Raw genomic sequence first — 16,984 nt, forward strand, 5'->3', positions numbered from 1 at the left:
TCATCTCCATGGACAGCGTTTCTCCTGGACGTGCCGCTCAAAGTCATCCCTGAAATATTTGAGTCCGCTTTGCAGCGGTTCCGCGGCACCGGGCGCCAATGCGCAAAAGGTATGGCCGGGCCCCAGCAGGCGCGCATGAGCCTGCAGCCGTTCCAGATCGGAAGCCTGGCCTTCTCCCTCTTCCAGGCCTTGCAGGATTTGCTCGACCCATGAAAGCCCGGACCAGCAAGGCGTGCACCACCCGCATGATTCCTGCGCGAAGAAGTGTTCGAGATTGCGCAGCATGCCGACAGGGCAGGTCCTGTCGTCGAGGATGATCATGGTACCGGTGCCGAGACGGCTGCCTGCCGCCTGCATCGATTCGAAATCCATTGCCGTGTCAAGATGATCCGCGACCAGAAAATCGGTCGAAGCGCCTCCCGGCAGGAGACCACGAAAACGGTATCCGTCCCGCATGCCGCCGGCATGCTCCTCCAGGATCTGGCGGATGGGCGTCCCTATCGGCAGTTCCCACAACCCCGGCTTCTTTACCCTTCCGCTCACGCCATACAGCTTGGTGCCGCCATCGCCGCTACGGCTCAGGCTTTTGAACCACGCGGCACCGTGGTTCACGATATGCGGCACATTGCACAGTGTCTCGACGTTGTTGACGACCGTGGGTTTGCCCCATAAACCGCTTACCTGTGGATAGGGCGGCTTGGCGCGTGGATTGGCGCGCTTGCCTTCCAGGGCATTGAGCAGCGCGGTTTCTTCCCCGCACATATAGCGGCCGGCGCTGACGTGCAGATGCAGTTCCAGGCTGTATTCCGAGCCCAGGATATTCCTGCCCAGATAACCCTGGCGGTAAGCTTCGCCGATAGCCTGTTCCAGCCGCTCCGCCGCCAGCTTGTAGGCCCACCGCAGGAAAATGTAGCCGATATCGGCCTGTATCGCGTACCCGCTGATGATCATGCCTTCCAGCAACTGGTGCGGATCGCCTTCGAGCAGGAAACGGTCCTTGAACGTACCGGGCTCCATCTCGTCCGCATTGCAGATGAGATATTTAGGATGTGGCGCATCCTCGCCCATCGGTACGAAACTCCATTTCTTCGCGGTTGGAAACCCCGCCCCGCCTCGACCGCGCAGGTTGGCCTCCTTTACTTCCTCCATGATGTCGTCGGGCGACATGCGCAGGGCTTTGCGCAGCGCCGCGTAACCGCCCGCCTTCTCATACTGCGCGAAATCCGGCGGTTTTTCCCCCGGCAAGATGTTACGGGTCAGAGGTGTTTCCATCGGCGGCCTCTTTTTTTTCCTTCTTTTCTTCCTGTAGAAAAAAGCGCTTCGCATGCCAGTCGATGATTTCGTCAAGCCTGGCGGGGTCCAGATCCTGGTGCAGCGTGTCGTCTATCATCATGACCGGTGCGTGGTCGCATGCGCCGAGGCATACATTCGGAAGCAAGGTAAAGCAGCCATCCGCGCTGGTTTCACCCAGTCCGATACCCAGCCGGGCATGCAGATGCTCGCGCATGCGCTCATAGCCCATGATCCAGCAACTCACGCTGTCGCATAGCAGGATCACATGCCTGCCCACCGGCTTGCGGAAAATCATGTTGTAAAAAGTGGCAATGCCCTCCAGTTCAGCCGGTGTCATCTGCAAGGCATCGGCTACGTCCTTGATGCCTTCATCCGACACCCAGCCCCGATATCGCTGCACGATCTTGAGCGCTTCGATACATGCAGAGCGATTGTTCGGATAGTGCCGGGAATGCGCCTCTATTTCCTTTCGCTCCTGCTCGCTCAGCATGATTCCTCAACGATCGACGTCGGCCATGACATAATCGATGCTCCCCAGAATGGCAACCAAATCAGAAACCATCAGTCCGCGGCTGATAAGGGGAATCATCTGCAGGTGCGGAAAGGAAGGCGTGCGGATACGCACCCGGTAGGCCATGGTGCTGCCATCGCTGATCAGGTAATAGCCATTGCTTCCCTTGGTTGCCTCCACGCACATGAATGCTTCCCCCGCAGGGATCACCGGCCCCCAGCTCACGCCCAGAAAATGATCGATGAGGGTCTCGATGTCCTGCAAAGTCTGTTTTTTAAGTGGCGGGGTGGTAAGCGGATGATCTGCTTTATAGGGACCGGGCGGCATATGGTCCAGGCACTGCTTGATGATGCGCAAGCTCTGGCGGATTTCCTCGGCACGGACGGCGCAGCGATCGTAGCAATCGCCGCGCTGGCCGGTCGGTATCTCGAACTCGAACTGTTCGTATCCTGAGTAGGGACGCGCCTTGCGAAAATCCCACTCGAAGCCGCACGCGCGCAGCCCCGGTCCGGTGACGCCCCACTCCATTGCCTCTTCCACGGTATAGCTGCCCACATCCCGGCTGCGTACCTTCAGGATGCTGTTGCCAAGCGCGATCCGGTCGTATTCGTCAAGCCGGGATGGAAGGTAGTCGACGAAATCCCGCACCAGCTTATCCCATCCCTGTGGCAGATCCTGGGCCACGCCACCGATGCGAAACCAGCTCGGATGCATGCGCCCCCCGCAAATCGCCTCGACGATGTCGAATACCCGCTCGCGATCGGTGAACATGAAAAATACTGGCGACAGGGCGCCCAGATCCTGTGCGTAGGTACCGTAGAACACCAGGTGGCTGGCAATGCGAGAAAATTCGCACATCATCACGCGAATCACCTTCACCCTGTCCGGCACCTCGATGCCCGCCAGCTTTTCCACAGCCAGCACGTAGGGAAGGTTGTTCATTACCCCTCCCAGGTAATCGATTCGGTCGGTATAGGGAATATAGGTATGCCAGGATTGGCGCTCGCCCATTTTTTCCGCGCCGCGATGGTGAAAGCCTATTTCCGGCACGGCGTCGACGATTTCTTCGCCATCGAGCTGCAATATGATGCGGAAGACGCCATGCATCGCGGGGTGGTTGGGTCCCAGGTTGAGAAACATGAAATCGGTGCCGTCATGCGCCCGCCGCATGCCCCACTCTTCCGGATGGAAGCGCAGCGCCTCCTGCTCGGCGTTTTCCTTATCCTGCGGCAGGCGGAATGGCTCCATTTCGGTAGCGCGTGCCGGATGGTCTTTATGCAACGGATGCCCCTGCCAGGTGGCCGGGAGCAGGATGCGCCGCAAATGCGGGTGGCCGGAAAAAACGATGCCGAACATATCCCAGATCTCGCGCTCGTACCAGTTCGCCGAAGTCCAGATGTCCGTAATGGTGGGCATCACCAGATCCTCGGGGGAAAGCGCTACTTTGAGGCGGATGTCCGCATTGCGAGCGAACGACAGCAAATGATAAACCACGGTGAAACTGCTTTCCGGCTGGCCTTCACGGTGGACGCGCGTGCGCTCGTCGATGGCGGTAAGGTCATATAGCATGCGGTAGGGCTGCTCCGCCTCCAGTTTCAGATAACGCAGGATATCGCGCACTCTGCTCTTCTCAATCCAGGGAGTGGGCACACCATCACAGGTTGCCTGGCAAGCACCGATCGCCGCACCGAAGCGCGCTCGCAGTTCCTGGAGAATGCCCGGGGAATCCGGTTCCGGGGGAGCCACGCTGGATGAAATTTCATTCAAGGCTCAAACCTCATCGGGACTGCGCAACGCGGTCTGGCGCATTCGGCCGTCCCTGTTGAGATCCCGCTGGGATGGCCGCTCCCACCGCTCGATCCCTTGCGGACCGATGACCCAGCTCAATGGCCGCCTTTCCTTGCCGATCGCATCCTGCAGCAGGTTCAGACCCTGCATGAATGCGTCGGGGCGAGGCGGACAACCCGGAACATAAACATCTACAGGAATGAATGTATCCACCCCCTGGACCACGCTGTAGATATCATACATGCCGCCTGAATTGGCACAGGAACCCATCGAGATGACCCAGCGGGGTTCCAGCATCTGCTCGTAAAGCCGCTGGAGCACCGGCGCCATCTTGATGAATACGGTGCCGGAAATGACGATCAGGTCGGCCTGCCGGGGCGAGGCGCGCAGCACCTCGGAACCGAACCGCGCAAGGTCATATTTGCTGGTGAAGCTGGTGGCCATTTCCACATAGCAGCACGAGAGGCCGAAGTTGTAAGGCCATACAGAATTCTTGCGGCCCCACGCGACAAGATCCTGTAGCCGCGCCAGCAGCACGCTGCGCCGCCCATCTCCTCCAAAACCATGATCACTGTGGCTGGTGGAAGCCCGCGGTGCTGGCTCATCTCGCGCCCCGGGCCGGGTTGGTCCGGTCGATTCTGCTGCCGCGGTTAACGACCATCGCATCGTTCATCCTCCCTTCGTCCATGGCGTCCAGGGAAGCGCCGTCCGCTGGAACCCCAGTCCAGGGCTCCCAGCCTCCATAAATAAACAAGTGCTGCAACCAGGGCGCCGATAAAGATTGCCGCTTCGATATAACCGGTCCAGCCAAGTTCGCGCAGAGCAACAGCCCATGCAAAAAGGAATACCGCCTCCACATCGAAGATCACAAAGAACACCGCGATCAGATAGAATTTGGCGGACAGTCGCAGCCGGGCTGAACCAACCGCAAGGATGCCGGATTCAAACGGCTCATCTGCCGCTCCTGCCTTATGCCGCTCACCGATAACATGGGAAAGCATGAGAATCCCCGCGAGAAGCGCGAAGACGAGAAGAAAATAGGCAGCCAGGGGCCAGATCTCGGTGGGTTGCGCGGCGGGAGTATTCAAGGATCAGGCTCCTCTGGATCGGACCCCTCGCCCCTTCACTCCTGGCGAGCCCGGTAAAGCAGTAGCGAACAAGTATTTTCCAATCCCTCGCACGCCTTCTGTACGGTAGGCAACATATGAAACACCGCGAAAATCCAGCACAACCGTCGCCTGTAGCGACCGGCCGGAGGTAATCAGCTAATTGCCGTTCGCACCCGCATGAAAACCCGACCTTATTTTTCCAGCGAAGAGATCATGGCTGACCGGAAGCCGGGAATCCAGGCAATCGACTTTTTTCTCTGTGCGATGGTGCTGTTCTGGACAAACGATGGCTCGGCTTCGGATAAAAACCAGGGATACCAGGCCAATTGCCGGAAACTGGGCGATACGGTCAGGATAGCGGCCACCTACACGGATATTGTCCCGACGGAAGATAGTTCGCAGACAGTGAAAGCTCTCAGATCGCTATCGGGCAAGACCAGCGACCCGTATCACCACGTGTATGGCCTGACGCATGCCGAACCGGCATTCAGCTACCAGTTCATGCCCAGGTGGCATATTGACCCGGACGGACAGGTGTGCGCGCTGCCGGATGTATCGGTGGAAATGGGATTTTCGTCGATGCGGGTCTATCTCGCCAGGGAGCTTCAGGAAACCTGCAGAAAAGGCGTTGTGCGCGACCACGAAATGGAGCATGTGTCGGCATGGAAGTCCCATTTCCGGGCCGGCGCGAAATTGCTGGAAGGCCCGCTGCGCCAGGTATTTTCCCAGCCGCGCTATTATCGCACACAGGCCGATGCTCAGGCCGGCCTGAAGCTTTGGGTGGAAGAGGAAATGAAACAGTTCTGGAAACGCTTGATGAAGGGTGCGATAACCGCTCACCGCGCGATCGACTCGCCTTTATCCTATAACCATGTGAATAACCGCCTGCGCAATTGCCCGCCGGACGCCCACCAGCCATTCTGAATCCCGGCCGGACTGGCCATATTTCAACCGGGCCTACATCCCCCGGCTCTTCCTGATCAACTCGTAGGCGGTCTGTATTTCCTGGGTCTGCGCGGTAGCCATGTTGATCATATCCTGCGGAACACCCTGGCCCATCAATTTATCCGGATGGTATTGGCTCATCAGCTTGCGGTAGGCACGCTTGACCTCCTGGTCGCTGCTTTCCTTAGTGACGCCCAACGCCTTGTAGGCTTCATCCAGCGCATCGGCGGAGGTCGCCTGGCCTCCCGCGAAATGAGACTGGCTCAACACCATGTCCAGCAGTTGCCTGAAGGCCAGCTGGTCATATCCCAGATGAGAGGCAAAGCTTTTCAGCATGCCCTCCTCTGCCGCATTCAGCACGCCGTCGGACAATGCCATGACAATGAGATAAACCAGGAGCATTTGCTTCAGGCTGTTCGTATGCCCGCAAACCGCCATGAACTCATTCAGTTTCGGCTCCACGTCAAACCCCGGCTCCGCTCCCTGCTTGAATAGGGCTATTGCCAGCCGCCGATGCTCGGAGGACATTCCCATCTTTGCCATGAAGTTTTCGACATGGGAAACTTCGTCCTGGGAAATACGTCCATCCGCCTTGGCGAGTTTCCCCATCAGGATGAAAACCGTTTCAACGAAAACGGTCTGCCGTTGGGCGCTCGTAAGAGGATTGATCGCCCCTGCGCCGTAGGCCCGGTAGCGGTCGATGAAACTTCCCACGATATATCCGAGGAATGCGCCGAAAATACCGAGGAAGTAATAGCCTAGAAAAATTCCAATTATCTTGAACAAGGGAGGTTCCCGCGATGATTATGAACTCGGGCCTTTGCACCCAGGAAGTCCTGAGCCTTCCGGCTGCAAAATGATATCAGCAATCCCTGCAGGCATTGCGGATTTAGTATTTACAGGCATGCACAAGACAACACGGGCAGCAAGGACGGCGGCGCAAGGCGAGAGCCCTCCCTGGCGTCTGGTGTGCGGCAAAAGGAAGGGGGTGTAATATTCTCCATAGCACTCTACCGAGGAGAAATCCATGATCGAATTGCATTCCAGTCCCACCCCGAACGGCCAAAAAATCATCATCATGCTGGAAGAAACCGGGCTTGAATGGAAACATATCGACGTGGATATCGGAACCGGCGAACAGTTCAAGGCCGAACATCTGAAACTCAATCCCAACAACAAAATTCCCGCCATCGTGGATACGGACAGCCTTGAAGGCGGGCGCTACACCATGATGGAATCCGGCGCCATTCTGGTTTATCTCGCTGAAAAGACTGGAAAGTTTTTACCGGCCGACCGGCGCAAGCGCTACGATACGCTCCAGTGGCTGTTTTTTCAGGTAGCGCATGTCGGGCCCATGTTTGGCCAGGCAAACCATTTCAATAATCAGGCCAATGACAACCGGTACGCCCGAGATCGATATAACAACGAGGCGCTGCGGCTATACCGGGTGCTGGACAATCGCCTGGCGGAATCCGCCTGGCTCGGTTGCGATGAATACACCATCGCCGACATTGCCACTTATCCCTGGTGCAAGAGGCATGCCGAGCGCGGCATTGGAGAAACCGGCTACCCCCATTTCACGCGCTGGTTCGAAAGCATGGAAGCCCGCCCAGCGGTACGGCGCAACAACGCCATGGCTGACGAGATCCGTGCGCGCATGGCCAAGGCCGCGCAGGGACGCCAGGCAATCGATATTTATGACACCCGGGATAATGGCGAAAGGCTGGCCCAGGCCACTTCGGGATCGGGTGCCCGGAAAATCGATCCCCGCATTGCCTCATAACAAAAGGATACCGAAGGTCAGGAACGTTGCCTCATAATTGAGGTAACTTTGACGATAGAAAAGATGTGACGCAATTTAGCATCGATCTGCTGTTTCAGATCGAATGGATTCAATGTTTCATGCAGTGCCTGCAGTCTTGACTTGATATCGTCTGTCACGCTGTCACAGTCCATGACGCGCTGATATGGCGTTTTGGGTGGATGATACTCTTTGCGATAGCGCGCACCGCTGCGCTCCTTGTGTTTGAGTTTCAGTGTCGGGTAGAAATGATTCTGGAGTTGGCTCCACTCTTTGGCGTATAAGGCGTTCATCAGCGTTGTCAGTCCAGGATTATCGAAACGCTCATAACCGAACAACTGCCGCACATGCGGCCAGTTCTTTTGCTCGACATGCGCATTGTCGTTCTTTTTATAGGGCGAACGGGTGAAGGCGGGCTTGGCTGGATGCTCGGAAAAATAATGCAGCAAGTGATGATTGAGAAACTTGCTCCCGTTATCGCAATCAAATCCACGCAAGTCAAAAGGCAATGCCTGCTCAATGGTTTTGATCTGCTCCAGCACACCGATTGAACCCTTGTTCCAGGTGGCACGGCACGCTGTCCAGCCGGTGAGGATACCAGGCAAGGTGAGGCTCCAGACAAAATCACCGGCCAGACTGTTGCCGCAATGGGCCACGGTATCGGCTTCCATGAAACCAGGCAGCGTGATATCCCAATGCGTCGTGCGTATCGGAATCTGATTCTTCAGCAACGTGCCTGGCTTGGTGCCGGATAACCCCTTGGGGTGCTGGACCCGGATTGGTTTAAGCAGACGATCGATGCTGGCGGCCGAAATCCCTGCAAGCTTCGCTCGGGCAGGATCGTCCAGGGCGCCAAAGCGCGTCTCATAGTGGGGCAGCCACAGCGGCATGGCAACTACCAGACGCTTGCTGCACATCTGATCGGTTGCAAGCCATAGCTTGCGCAGTACCGCCAGCAGTACCGGCTGATTGATTGCGAAGGGCGTCCAGGACGCCCCGCCGGTTTGACAGGCCTGTGACTCAAAAGCCTGATGGCGTACTTGCGCTGATAACCGCATACCGAGCTGAATTCATCCAGAATCCTGCCTTTGTCAGCACGTCTGGCTTGACGATAACGCTTGCGTATTGCCTCAAGATAAACCCGTTTCTCATGCTTGCCCATGTCGATAACCCCTATTCGTCCGGTTACCGGCAATTTGAGGCAACGTATCCTCTTGATCCACTCCTTCGGTTACTTTTTTATTGAGGCAATTCGCATGGCAGGGATTCAACCGCCACTGCTCGTCATTTTTGCTATCTTGGTAGAATTATTCCTACTCTATCAGGAGGTGCCGAAAGGCCACTGTCGAGAAGACCAGTATTGCCCTGCCGCCGGAAATGGTAACCATTAACCGTAACGCCGTGGCGATGGGCGAACATGCCGCAGCAGCGAAGTCATCCGTGATGCGGTGCGTGACTGGACAAACAAACGCGCCTTGCGCCAGCAGGGAATCACGGGACTGCGGAAACTTTGGCAGGAAGCGCTGCGTGACAAGACGCCAGGAATCGTCGCCGATGAGGCGCTCGACCGCCTTGAACACAAATATCAGGCAATCGCCGATGCTTCAGGCATGGCAAAATAAATGCGACTGGAGCTCTCCCGCTTCGTTGATAGCGATCTGAACGATATCGCCGGGTATATCACCATCACCCAGGACAACCCACACCGTGTGATGACTTTCATCCAGGAGATTCGCGTCAGGTTCCGCGAGACAAGCCAAAATCCGCTGATCTATCAGCTCCGGTCCGACATAGGAGATGAAGCGCGCCTAGTGACCGTTGGCAATTATGTCATCCTCGCAAAACGCCGCTTAAGCGTGCGAACCTGTGCGTGGGCCCGTGGACTGAATATGTGCGCGAGCCACTACCATTCGTTTCACGCTGGCCAATCCGCGAAATCGCCAGGACGGCGGCATCGGCCGATCCAACCGCTCACTGAAAATAAGGAATGCCACCGCGGCCATGGCGGCCAGGCGCCCCGATGGCAGCAACATAGGGAACAGCATCAACGCCCAGCAGGAAACCACGCACCAGACTCCGTGCGCCAAACCGAAACGCAGCACGGCGAGATCGGCGGTAGCGCCGAATGCGGCAAGTTCGGTATGCAGGTGACAGCGATTGAGAGCCCGCTGCTTGATAGGCGAAAACTGCCACACCACGGCAATCAGCGCCACGCCTACTGCCGGCAAAAACGACATCGGGGCCAGCAGTTTGACGGTGGTCTCGATTGCTAGCACTACGGCCCCAGCGGCCATCCACAACGCTCCATAACCCGCAACGAAGAGCGCCACGGCGCACGCTCGGCGGTGCTTGAAGCTGCGTTGCCGCACGTATTGAATAGAAGGAATGAGCAACGGCGCCATCATCGCCACCAACATCAGCGCCCAGCCCGCAGCCAGCGTTAGCGCCGTGGCAAAATTCAAGGTATGGGGGTGCGAATGTCCTGCCATGCCCTGCGGCTGCACAATCAGGAGAATCCATGTCCCTGCGGTGAGCAGCAGCACAGAATAGCGCACTCGTGCGAATTCCCGTGCTTCATATGTCATCGGCTACTTCGACCCTTCGCGATAAATACTGACCCGCCCGACAGTAACCTCTCCACTATCTGGAACCGGCGGTTGGGGCAGGATGGTGACGTGGATCGAATCGGTGTCGAGCTGGTTTCTCAGATGCAGCGTATCCACGATGTCAGTGATTTCGAGGTTGAAATCTAGACCATCGCCGGAATGCCCCTTATCCGTTCGACTGGCTAGGCGAAGCCCGAACAGCCCGACGGTTCCTGCCAGTAGTTCGGGATGACCGAACGGATTGGTGCCTTCTGGCAGGTTGATATAGACATTGAGCGACACGGCGTCCTGGGTGCCGCGAACATTTTCAAGGTACAGGTAGACTCGATCGGGCGGGGCGGCCTCGGATGGGGCGGCAAGGCTCGCGATAACCTTGGCCCGAACCCGCGGCGCAAGCTTGACTGTAGTTGCGGCGCTCGCGCCCTTGATGGGCAAGGCGCCTTCGTTTGCGCCCAACAGCTCCTCTTCCGCTCCGTGGTCCACAGGCTCTTCTTCCTTTACGTTTGCCGCCGCGGCGACAGCTCCCAGGCGGTACAGCCGTTGTGAAAGCATATTAACGGTCGGGGCCAGTGCCGGCAATGTGTCATAGGTGTAATCCACCTTGCTCAGGCTATCCATCTGGCTAGGAATGTACACCCATGAACTGTTGGTAGGCAACGGCATCACAAACTCGCGCTGGCCCGACGCAGCAGGACCGTTGAGCCAAGCTGGATCGGTGGAATTCTTATTTCCGGCCTGGTTCCAAACAGCCCACATGCGATCGATATTGCAGTGATGCAAATAAAAGATCGGATCGAGTGCCGCAATACCCGGATCGCTCATCAGACCGTACGTGCCGTTCGGCAGACTCCCCCCGACAGCGCCGTGTACTTGATTGTGCGGATTGGATTCCAGGTTGCCGTTCAACCCTCTTCCATGGTTGAATCCCGTTTTCGGTCCGCCGAACCCGGGCTTAGCGGTTTTCGTGTCCGAACCGGTGAACAGGTCATTGGACATTACGCTCTGGCTAACCGGCGGAATCGGCACGAAAATATTCCCGTTGCCCAGCGGGCCGTAACGGGCTTTGACAAAGAGGGGATTAGGGCTGCCGTCGGGCAGTGTTGTCGCGATGAAAGCCGGGGGAATGCTGCTCTCATTCGTCCCGAAATAATTCCAATAGGGTAGCGCCCAGTCCGACGGGCCGCCAGCAGCCTTCACCACCGCCCGGATCTGCGCCTCCAGGGCGATCAGGTAGCCGCGGTGCCATGGCAGAAAATACCAGCTCTGATGCTGGCATTGATTCCAGTATTTATCCTGGATGCTCTGTGGCGGTTGCGGAGTTGTCGGCGTCGCGGGCGGTGATGGCAAGTAACCCCAGCCTGGAAATGAAGGATCCGTGATGTACTCGCCATGGAGGGCGGCGAATGACCACCAACTATTTAAGTTGTCGAGCGGAAGCGCCTGCATCGCTTGAACCCCCTTGGCATACCAAAGCAGATCCTTATTGGTGAAAGTGCCGCCGTTATTCCAAGCGTTCGAGCGTGTATAGATAGCCATTCTCTCCTCTGCTTTCTAAACTTGTCACTTTATGATTTAACCGCACAATCACCGGCCGGCGGTATCCCGCCCAAGACTGGAGCCCAGAAACGATACGTCGTCACCGCGGTTCACTTAAATACCGCCAACGCAGTTATTTTTTCATGTCCTCCACCTTTTCTATGCCTCTAGAAGTTGCCACCGTGCATCAAGTGAGGATCTCTTTCTCCGGTGAGCAACCAGTCGGAAGAAAAATCGAGCTGCAACCGAAGCTCGAGTAGCTTTTTTATTTCCGGCGTGCGCTGCCGGTTTCCCATTGGGAAACCGGCAGCTTTGGAAACGCCGCACAGTTCGCCCAAGATCTGGCTGAGTTTGTATCTGCGGCGAAGTTGAATCAGGCACGGCCCCATATTTCACTCGCAAGAACAATAGAAATTCGGGCGGCAAAGGTTAAATGGTTAACCTTTGCTGGACCTCATGGCAAAGATTACGCCTGATCTATCTCTTTTGTCAATTATGAATTAACTATGTTGTTACTGAAGCAACCTGCTCCCTGCAGGCCCGCCAGGCGGTTTGTGTTATCTTGGATTTTTCAGAGGTTGATCAGCCAAATTACCCGATTTACTGTCTCTGAGGAGGCAAAGTTTTCATATGAGCAACCTCATACGTTAAACTTGCGCGCTTATCATTCACAGACCTACACCCTGCCATGGCCCAATATGTTCTTACCATGAATCGCGTAAGCAAAATCGTTCCCCCGCGGCGCACGATTCTCAAAGATATTTCCATCAGCTTCTTTCCTGGCGCGAAGATAGGCCTGCTGGGACTCAACGGGTCGGGAAAATCCACCGTGCTAAAAATCATGGCTGGACTGGATAAGGAGATCGAGGGGGAAGTCACCGCCATGCCCAATCTCAACATCGGCTATCTTGCGCAGGAACCGCAGCTCGATCCAGCGCAGACGGTACGCGAAGCGGTGCAGGAAGGATTGGGCGAAATATTCGGCGCGCAGCAAAGACTGGAGGACGTTTATGCGGCTTACGCCGAGCCGGACGCGGACTTTGATGTGCTGGCTTCCGAACAGGTTCGCCTGGAAGCCATCATCGCCGCTGGCGGAGGCGATGCCGGGCAACAGCTGGAAATTGCGGCGGATGCGCTGCGCCTGCCCGAATGGGATGCAGTGGTAAAAAACCTTTCCGGTGGCGAAAAGCGCCGGGTTGCCCTGTGCAGGCTCCTGTTGTCCAAGCCTGACATGCTGCTGCTGGACGAACCGACCAACCATCTGGACGCCGAGTCGGTGGAATGGCTGGAACAGTTCCTCACGCGTTTTCCCGGTACTGTCGTGGCCGTCACGCACGATCGCTACTTCCTGGATAATGCCGCGGAGTGGATTCTGGAGCTTGACCGTGGGCATGGCATTCCATGGAAAGGCAACTACAGCTCATGGCTGGAGCAGAAGGAAAACCGGCTCAAACAGGAGGAAGCGACCGAATCAGCACGCCAGAAAGCGCTGCACAAGGAGCTCGAATGGGTGCGTCAAAACCCCAAGGGACGGCAGGCAAAATCCAAGGCGCGGGTTGCGCGCTTCGAGGAACTCAACTCGCAGGAATACCAGAAGCGTAACGAGACGCAGGAAATTTTTATCCCGGTCGCGGACAGGCTGGGCAATGAGGTCGTCGAATTCAGGAATATTTCGAAAGCCTATGGCGAACGGCTGCTGATCGACGGCTTGAGCTTCAAGATTCCTCCCGGAGCCATTGTCGGCATCATCGGGCCGAACGGCGCGGGCAAGTCAACGCTGTTTCGCATGATAACCGGGAAGGAACAGCCCGACTCGGGAGAGATAGCGGTGGGAGCGACAGTCAGGATCGCTCATGTGGATCAGTCACGCGATATCCTGGAAGGCGGCAAGACCGTATTCGATACGATTTCGGGAGGCCACGACATCCTTACAGTGGGCAAATATGAAACACCTGCCCGCGCCTATCTGGGGCGCTTCAACTTCAAAGGCGCGGACCAGCAAAAGCTGGTGGGCAATCTCTCTGGCGGCGAGCGCGGGCGGCTGCATCTGGCGAAGACGCTTATTTCCGGCGGCAACGTGCTGCTGCTGGACGAGCCTTCGAATGACCTGGACGTGGAAACCTTGCGCGCGCTGGAAGACGCCTTGCTCGAGTTCGCCGGATGCGTGCTCGTCATCTCGCATGACCGCTGGTTCCTGGATCGTATCGCCACGCATATCATCGCGTTCGAAGGAAATTCCCAGGTTGCCTTCTTTAGCGGCAACTATCAGGAATACGAAGCCGACAAGCGGAAACGCTTGGGCGAAGAAGGTGCGAAGCCCAAGCGCCTTCGATACAAGCCGATCAACCGGTGACGTTGGCTGGGTTATTCTTTTAATGACGGTAAAAGCGGGTCCGGCAAGTGAGGATACACCCTGCCGGATCTGTCCGGGCTAATAGCGGCCTTCGCGCTTGGGTCCGGTACCTGAGTAGTCCTGCCCTTTATCGCCGCCATCATCGAACCGTTCAGTGCCGTCGGTGGTATACCGGGAATTATCCGGGTTTGCCTTGTATTTTTTCGGTTTCTTTTTCATTGCTTCCTGATCGGGGGGGCAATCGGCCCTGACGGCAGCGGAATCGCCCGCAGCAATCTCATCCGGCATATCGCACTCCTTGGTCTGAACCACTCCATTGGCCTGAGCCACTCCCACGGTGGCGCCGAACATGAATACCCCCGCCAAAAACAGTGACCTCGATTTTGAGATTGAGCAAGATTTCATGGTAGTCTCCCGTTGATTGATCCATTAAACTGCTTCTGTAACAATAGGCTTATATCAATGAAAAATACGGTGCGTTAACACACATAGCACAACAATAACTGCGGATATCCCGCAGGGACATGTATTCATCATCCACGGCCGCGTCCGGATCAGGATTGCCTTTTCCCTGCGGCACTTGCCATCCGGATTGGACTCTGCCTGCGCAGCCTCTTCTGCTTCGCCGCGGATTACGTTAAATCAATATAGCCGACTATCAGCTTGCCTACTACTTTTGTAAAGCAGTTCATGAAATCAGTTTATTGCCTCCTTCTCGCACCGATCCTGATAATGCATCTTTCCGAAGTGCACGCCTATTCGCCCAGTCTCATGGGCAATCACAAAAATGATTCTCCGGATGCGAAATTGCCAGCCGGCATAGCCGCGCCTGCAAACACCACCGGAATCCAGACTGCCGAACCGGTCCACCTGGTGGCGCAGCAGGAACGGGACCAGAATCTGGGGAACGGAACGCGGTCCGGCCCGGGAGAAGCGTTGCGCGGACTCGACAGCTGCCCGGATTGCCCGGAAATCATTCCCATTCCCGGCAACAAGTTTGCAATTGGCAAATTTGCGGTAACTTTCAGGGAATGGGATTCATGCGTTGCGGATGGCGGTTGTGGAGGATATCAGCCATCGGACAATGGGTGGGGACGAGGAAACCGGCCGGTGATCAACGTAAGCTGGAACGATGCTCAAAATTATATCCAATGGCTGTCTCACAAGACGGGTAAAGCCTACCGTCTGCCAAGCGAACAGGAGTGGGAAACCGCCGCGCGTGCCGGAACCACCTCCGACTATTACTGGGGAAACGACATCGGACGCAATCATGCCAATTGCGACGGATGCGGAAGCGAGTGGGATAATAAAAAAACCGCTCCCGTGGGCAGCTTCAAACCCAACGTTTTCGGTTTATACGACATGATGGGAAATGTCTGGCAATGGACGGATGCCTGCAGGAGCGGTAACTGCACCCGGCGGGTATTCTGCGGGGGATCATGGAACCATCGGCCGCAGGATATGCGTGCCGGAATGTGCAACTGGTTCGAGACGAACAAACGCATGCGCTATCTCGGATTTCGTCTGGCCATCACCCTCCCCTGAAGCACTTTCTGCGGCAGTAGCGGTAAAAATTCCGAAGCAGCTATTGAGCGCCGACGAAGCCCACCCGAAGAAAATCAGGTTGCGCGCCTTATTCTTGCGCCCAGCATGGACAGTTTCTGCTCGATGAATTCATATCCGCGGTCCAGGTGGTAAATGCGGTCGATGACGGTTTCCCCCCTGGCGATCAATCCGGCCAGCACAAGACTGGCTGAAGCGCGCAAGTCAGTCGCCATGACGGCTGCGCCATCCAGCGCGGCGACACCGCATACGATGGCTGCGTTCCCCTCCACCTTGATATCCGCATTCATCCGCTTCAATTCCTGCACATGCATGAAGCGGTTTTCAAATATGGTTTCGGTAATGATTGCGGTCCCGGTAGCGACACTATTCAATACCATGAACTGCGCCTGCATGTCCGTAGGAAAAGCGGGATAAGGCGCAGTCCTCAGATTGACGGACTTGGGAGCATGTTTCATTTTGAGGTGAATCCAGTCTGGTCCCGATTCGATTGCCGCGCCAGCCTCCATCAGTTTGTCGAGCACTGCATCCAGGGTATCGGGTCGAGTCTCCTTGAGGTATATCTCCCCGCCGCTTGCGGCTGCCGCGATCAGAAATGTTCCGGTTTCTATTCGATCCGGCATCACTCTATAGGTCGCGCCATGCAATGTCTCCACCCCCTCGATGGTAATGATATCGCTCCCGACCCCGTGGATTTTTGCACCCATCGCGATGAGGCAATTGGCGAGATCCGATATTTCCGGCTCACGCGCGGCATTTTCGATTATCGTGGTTCCATCGGCCAGCGTGGCGGCCATCATCAGGTTTTCAGTGCCAGTAACGGTAACGATATCCATAACGATATGGGCGCCGCTCAACCGCCTGGCTTTTGCGTGGATATATCCATGCTCGATTTCGATCTCGGCTCCCATGGCCTGCAAGCCTTTGATATGCTGATCCACCGGACGCAAGCCAATCGCGCAGCCACCCGGCAGCGACACTTTTGCCGCCCCCGCGCGCGCCAGCATGGGTCCCAGTACCAGGATTGCCGCCCGCATCGTTTTAACCATTTCATACGGTGCGATGAGATGATTGAGATGCGCCGCAGTCAGCGTCGTTCTTTCTTTTTCCGTCTCAATGCCGATACCCATCTGTCCGAGGAGATTCAGCATGGTGATCACATCGTTCAAATAGGGAACATTTTCGATTGTGAGCATATCTGCGGTGAGCAGCGACGCGCATAGAATGGGCAATGCCGCATTTTTGGCCCCGGAAATGCGGACTTCGCCATAGATGGGCATCCCGCCTTGAATGATGAGTTTTTGCATGGTTACAAAATAGTTGTCAGGTTATATTGGCGCGTACAATCCGGCCGGGCGCGCTGGGGCGCCGGGACCGGCTTCCTCCGCGTCGCTGTTGCGCCGTGGCGCCGCGAGAACAAATTCGGGATTTCCCTATCTGCCGTCTCCCACAAAAAACTCCCTCGGCTCCCGACGTCGA

The 16,984-nt window shown here is 56.6% G+C and carries 16 protein-coding genes; 5 read left to right on the top strand and 11 right to left on the bottom strand.

Annotation, left to right across the window (positions count from 1 at the left end):
* The 5 genes from nuoF to ndhC all read right to left on the bottom strand — a co-directional run bounded on the left by nuoF (window position 1) and on the right by ndhC (window position 4,680).
* Window positions 1-1,272 carry an NADH-quinone oxidoreductase subunit NuoF gene (gene nuoF, locus ACZ5CE_RS11200; protein WP_464574995.1) on the bottom strand — a complete coding sequence of 424 codons (1,272 nt, stop codon included), beginning with the start codon at window positions 1,270-1,272 and terminating at the stop codon, window positions 1-3.
* Window positions 1,250-1,783 (bottom strand): NADH-quinone oxidoreductase subunit NuoE, encoded by a 534-nt coding sequence (gene nuoE / locus ACZ5CE_RS11205; protein WP_464574996.1) that lies wholly within the window; start codon window positions 1,781-1,783, stop codon window positions 1,250-1,252. The genes nuoF and nuoE overlap by 23 nt, the downstream gene beginning before the upstream one ends.
* 6 nt (window positions 1,784-1,789) lie before the next feature.
* A complete protein-coding gene (gene nuoC / locus ACZ5CE_RS11210) occupies window positions 1,790-3,571 on the bottom strand; it encodes an NADH-quinone oxidoreductase subunit C/D (RefSeq protein ID WP_464574997.1) in 1,782 nt (593 codons plus the stop codon).
* Between the two features lie 3 nt (window positions 3,572-3,574).
* Window positions 3,575-4,129: an NADH-quinone oxidoreductase subunit B gene (locus tag ACZ5CE_RS11215; protein ID WP_464577498.1), complete on the bottom strand. Its 555-nt coding sequence runs from the start codon at window positions 4,127-4,129 to the stop codon at window positions 3,575-3,577.
* Window positions 4,130-4,242: 113 nt separating this feature from the next.
* Window positions 4,243-4,680 carry an NADH-quinone oxidoreductase subunit A gene (ndhC, locus tag ACZ5CE_RS11220; protein ID WP_464574998.1) on the bottom strand — a complete coding sequence of 146 codons (438 nt, stop codon included), beginning with the start codon at window positions 4,678-4,680 and terminating at the stop codon, window positions 4,243-4,245.
* A gap of 198 nt (window positions 4,681-4,878) precedes the next feature.
* On the opposite strand from ndhC, the gene ACZ5CE_RS11225 reads away from it, so the two are divergent.
* Window positions 4,879-5,625 carry a hypothetical protein gene (locus ACZ5CE_RS11225; protein ID WP_464574999.1) on the top strand — a complete coding sequence of 249 codons (747 nt, stop codon included), beginning with the start codon at window positions 4,879-4,881 and terminating at the stop codon, window positions 5,623-5,625.
* Between the two features lie 33 nt (window positions 5,626-5,658).
* Here the strand turns inward: ACZ5CE_RS11225 and djlA are convergent, their stop codons facing one another.
* Entirely contained in the window at window positions 5,659-6,432 is a 774-nt protein-coding gene (djlA, locus tag ACZ5CE_RS11230; protein WP_464575000.1) for a co-chaperone DjlA, read from the bottom strand.
* A 241-nt stretch (window positions 6,433-6,673) separates the two neighbouring features.
* Here djlA and ACZ5CE_RS11235 point away from each other — a divergent pair, with 241 nt between their 5' ends.
* Window positions 6,674-7,429, top strand: coding sequence for a glutathione binding-like protein (locus ACZ5CE_RS11235; RefSeq protein ID WP_464575001.1), 756 nt, complete (start codon window positions 6,674-6,676; stop codon window positions 7,427-7,429).
* A 17-nt stretch (window positions 7,430-7,446) separates the two neighbouring features.
* On the opposite strand, the gene ACZ5CE_RS11240 is transcribed toward ACZ5CE_RS11235, so the two are convergent.
* Window positions 7,447-8,505 (bottom strand): ISNCY family transposase, encoded by a 1,059-nt coding sequence (locus ACZ5CE_RS11240; RefSeq protein ID WP_464575002.1) that lies wholly within the window; start codon window positions 8,503-8,505, stop codon window positions 7,447-7,449.
* A 390-nt stretch (window positions 8,506-8,895) separates the two neighbouring features.
* On the opposite strand from ACZ5CE_RS11240, the gene ACZ5CE_RS11245 reads away from it, so the two are divergent.
* Window positions 8,896-9,069: a hypothetical protein gene (locus tag ACZ5CE_RS11245; RefSeq protein ID WP_464575003.1), complete on the top strand. Its 174-nt coding sequence runs from the start codon at window positions 8,896-8,898 to the stop codon at window positions 9,067-9,069.
* A gap of 228 nt (window positions 9,070-9,297) precedes the next feature.
* On the opposite strand, the gene ACZ5CE_RS11250 is transcribed toward ACZ5CE_RS11245, so the two are convergent.
* Together ACZ5CE_RS11250 and ACZ5CE_RS11255 are read right to left on the bottom strand one after the other, a co-directional pair.
* Window positions 9,298-10,032, bottom strand: coding sequence for a DUF2182 domain-containing protein (locus tag ACZ5CE_RS11250; RefSeq protein WP_464575004.1), 735 nt, complete (start codon window positions 10,030-10,032; stop codon window positions 9,298-9,300).
* A gap of 3 nt (window positions 10,033-10,035) precedes the next feature.
* The gene (locus tag ACZ5CE_RS11255; protein ID WP_464575005.1) at window positions 10,036-11,589 is read right to left on the bottom strand and encodes a DUF7868 domain-containing protein; all 1,554 of its coding nucleotides are present in this window, start codon (window positions 11,587-11,589) and stop codon (window positions 10,036-10,038) included.
* A 688-nt stretch (window positions 11,590-12,277) separates the two neighbouring features.
* Between ACZ5CE_RS11255 and ettA the strand changes: the two genes are divergently transcribed.
* A complete protein-coding gene (gene ettA, locus ACZ5CE_RS11260; protein WP_464575006.1) occupies window positions 12,278-13,942 on the top strand; it encodes an energy-dependent translational throttle protein EttA in 1,665 nt (554 codons plus the stop codon).
* Window positions 13,943-14,020: 78 nt separating this feature from the next.
* On the opposite strand, the gene ACZ5CE_RS11265 is transcribed toward ettA, so the two are convergent.
* On the bottom strand, window positions 14,021-14,347 hold the full coding sequence (locus ACZ5CE_RS11265; RefSeq protein ID WP_464575007.1) for a hypothetical protein: 327 nt from the start codon (window positions 14,345-14,347) through the stop codon (window positions 14,021-14,023).
* Window positions 14,348-14,632: 285 nt separating this feature from the next.
* Here ACZ5CE_RS11265 and ACZ5CE_RS11270 point away from each other — a divergent pair, with 285 nt between their 5' ends.
* Complete coding sequence (locus ACZ5CE_RS11270) at window positions 14,633-15,487, top strand: formylglycine-generating enzyme family protein (RefSeq protein WP_464575008.1); 855 nt, start codon at window positions 14,633-14,635, stop codon at window positions 15,485-15,487.
* A gap of 74 nt (window positions 15,488-15,561) precedes the next feature.
* Here ACZ5CE_RS11270 and murA read toward each other — a convergent pair whose 3' ends face one another.
* Window positions 15,562-16,812, bottom strand: a complete 1,251-nt coding sequence (gene murA / locus ACZ5CE_RS11275) for a UDP-N-acetylglucosamine 1-carboxyvinyltransferase (protein ID WP_464575009.1) — start codon at window positions 16,810-16,812, stop codon at window positions 15,562-15,564.
* Window positions 16,813-16,984: the final 172 nt, after the last annotated feature.

It is taken from the genome of Nitrosospira sp. TNL200, from assembly GCF_055386305.1.

What these genes read in the sequence shown, in the direction of transcription:
- nuoF (WP_464574995.1), bottom strand. Translation starts at nt 1,272, where the DNA reads ATGGAAACACCTCTGACCCGTAACATCTTGCCGGGGGAAAAACCGCCG.
- nuoE (WP_464574996.1), bottom strand. Translation starts at nt 1,783, where the DNA reads ATGCTGAGCGAGCAGGAGCGAAAGGAAATAGAGGCGCATTCCCGGCAC.
- ACZ5CE_RS11225 (WP_464574999.1), top strand. Translation starts at nt 4,879, where the DNA reads ATGAAAACCCGACCTTATTTTTCCAGCGAAGAGATCATGGCTGACCGG.
- ACZ5CE_RS11235 (WP_464575001.1), top strand. Translation starts at nt 6,674, where the DNA reads ATGATCGAATTGCATTCCAGTCCCACCCCGAACGGCCAAAAAATCATC.
- ACZ5CE_RS11240 (WP_464575002.1), bottom strand. Translation starts at nt 8,505, where the DNA reads ATGCGGTTATCAGCGCAAGTACGCCATCAGGCTTTTGAGTCACAGGCC.
- ACZ5CE_RS11250 (WP_464575004.1), bottom strand. Translation starts at nt 10,032, where the DNA reads ATGACATATGAAGCACGGGAATTCGCACGAGTGCGCTATTCTGTGCTG.
- ACZ5CE_RS11255 (WP_464575005.1), bottom strand. Translation starts at nt 11,589, where the DNA reads ATGGCTATCTATACACGCTCGAACGCTTGGAATAACGGCGGCACTTTC.
- ettA (WP_464575006.1), top strand. Translation starts at nt 12,278, where the DNA reads ATGGCCCAATATGTTCTTACCATGAATCGCGTAAGCAAAATCGTTCCC.
- ACZ5CE_RS11265 (WP_464575007.1), bottom strand. Translation starts at nt 14,347, where the DNA reads ATGAAATCTTGCTCAATCTCAAAATCGAGGTCACTGTTTTTGGCGGGG.
- ACZ5CE_RS11270 (WP_464575008.1), top strand. Translation starts at nt 14,633, where the DNA reads ATGAAATCAGTTTATTGCCTCCTTCTCGCACCGATCCTGATAATGCAT.
- murA (WP_464575009.1), bottom strand. Translation starts at nt 16,812, where the DNA reads ATGCAAAAACTCATCATTCAAGGCGGGATGCCCATCTATGGCGAAGTC.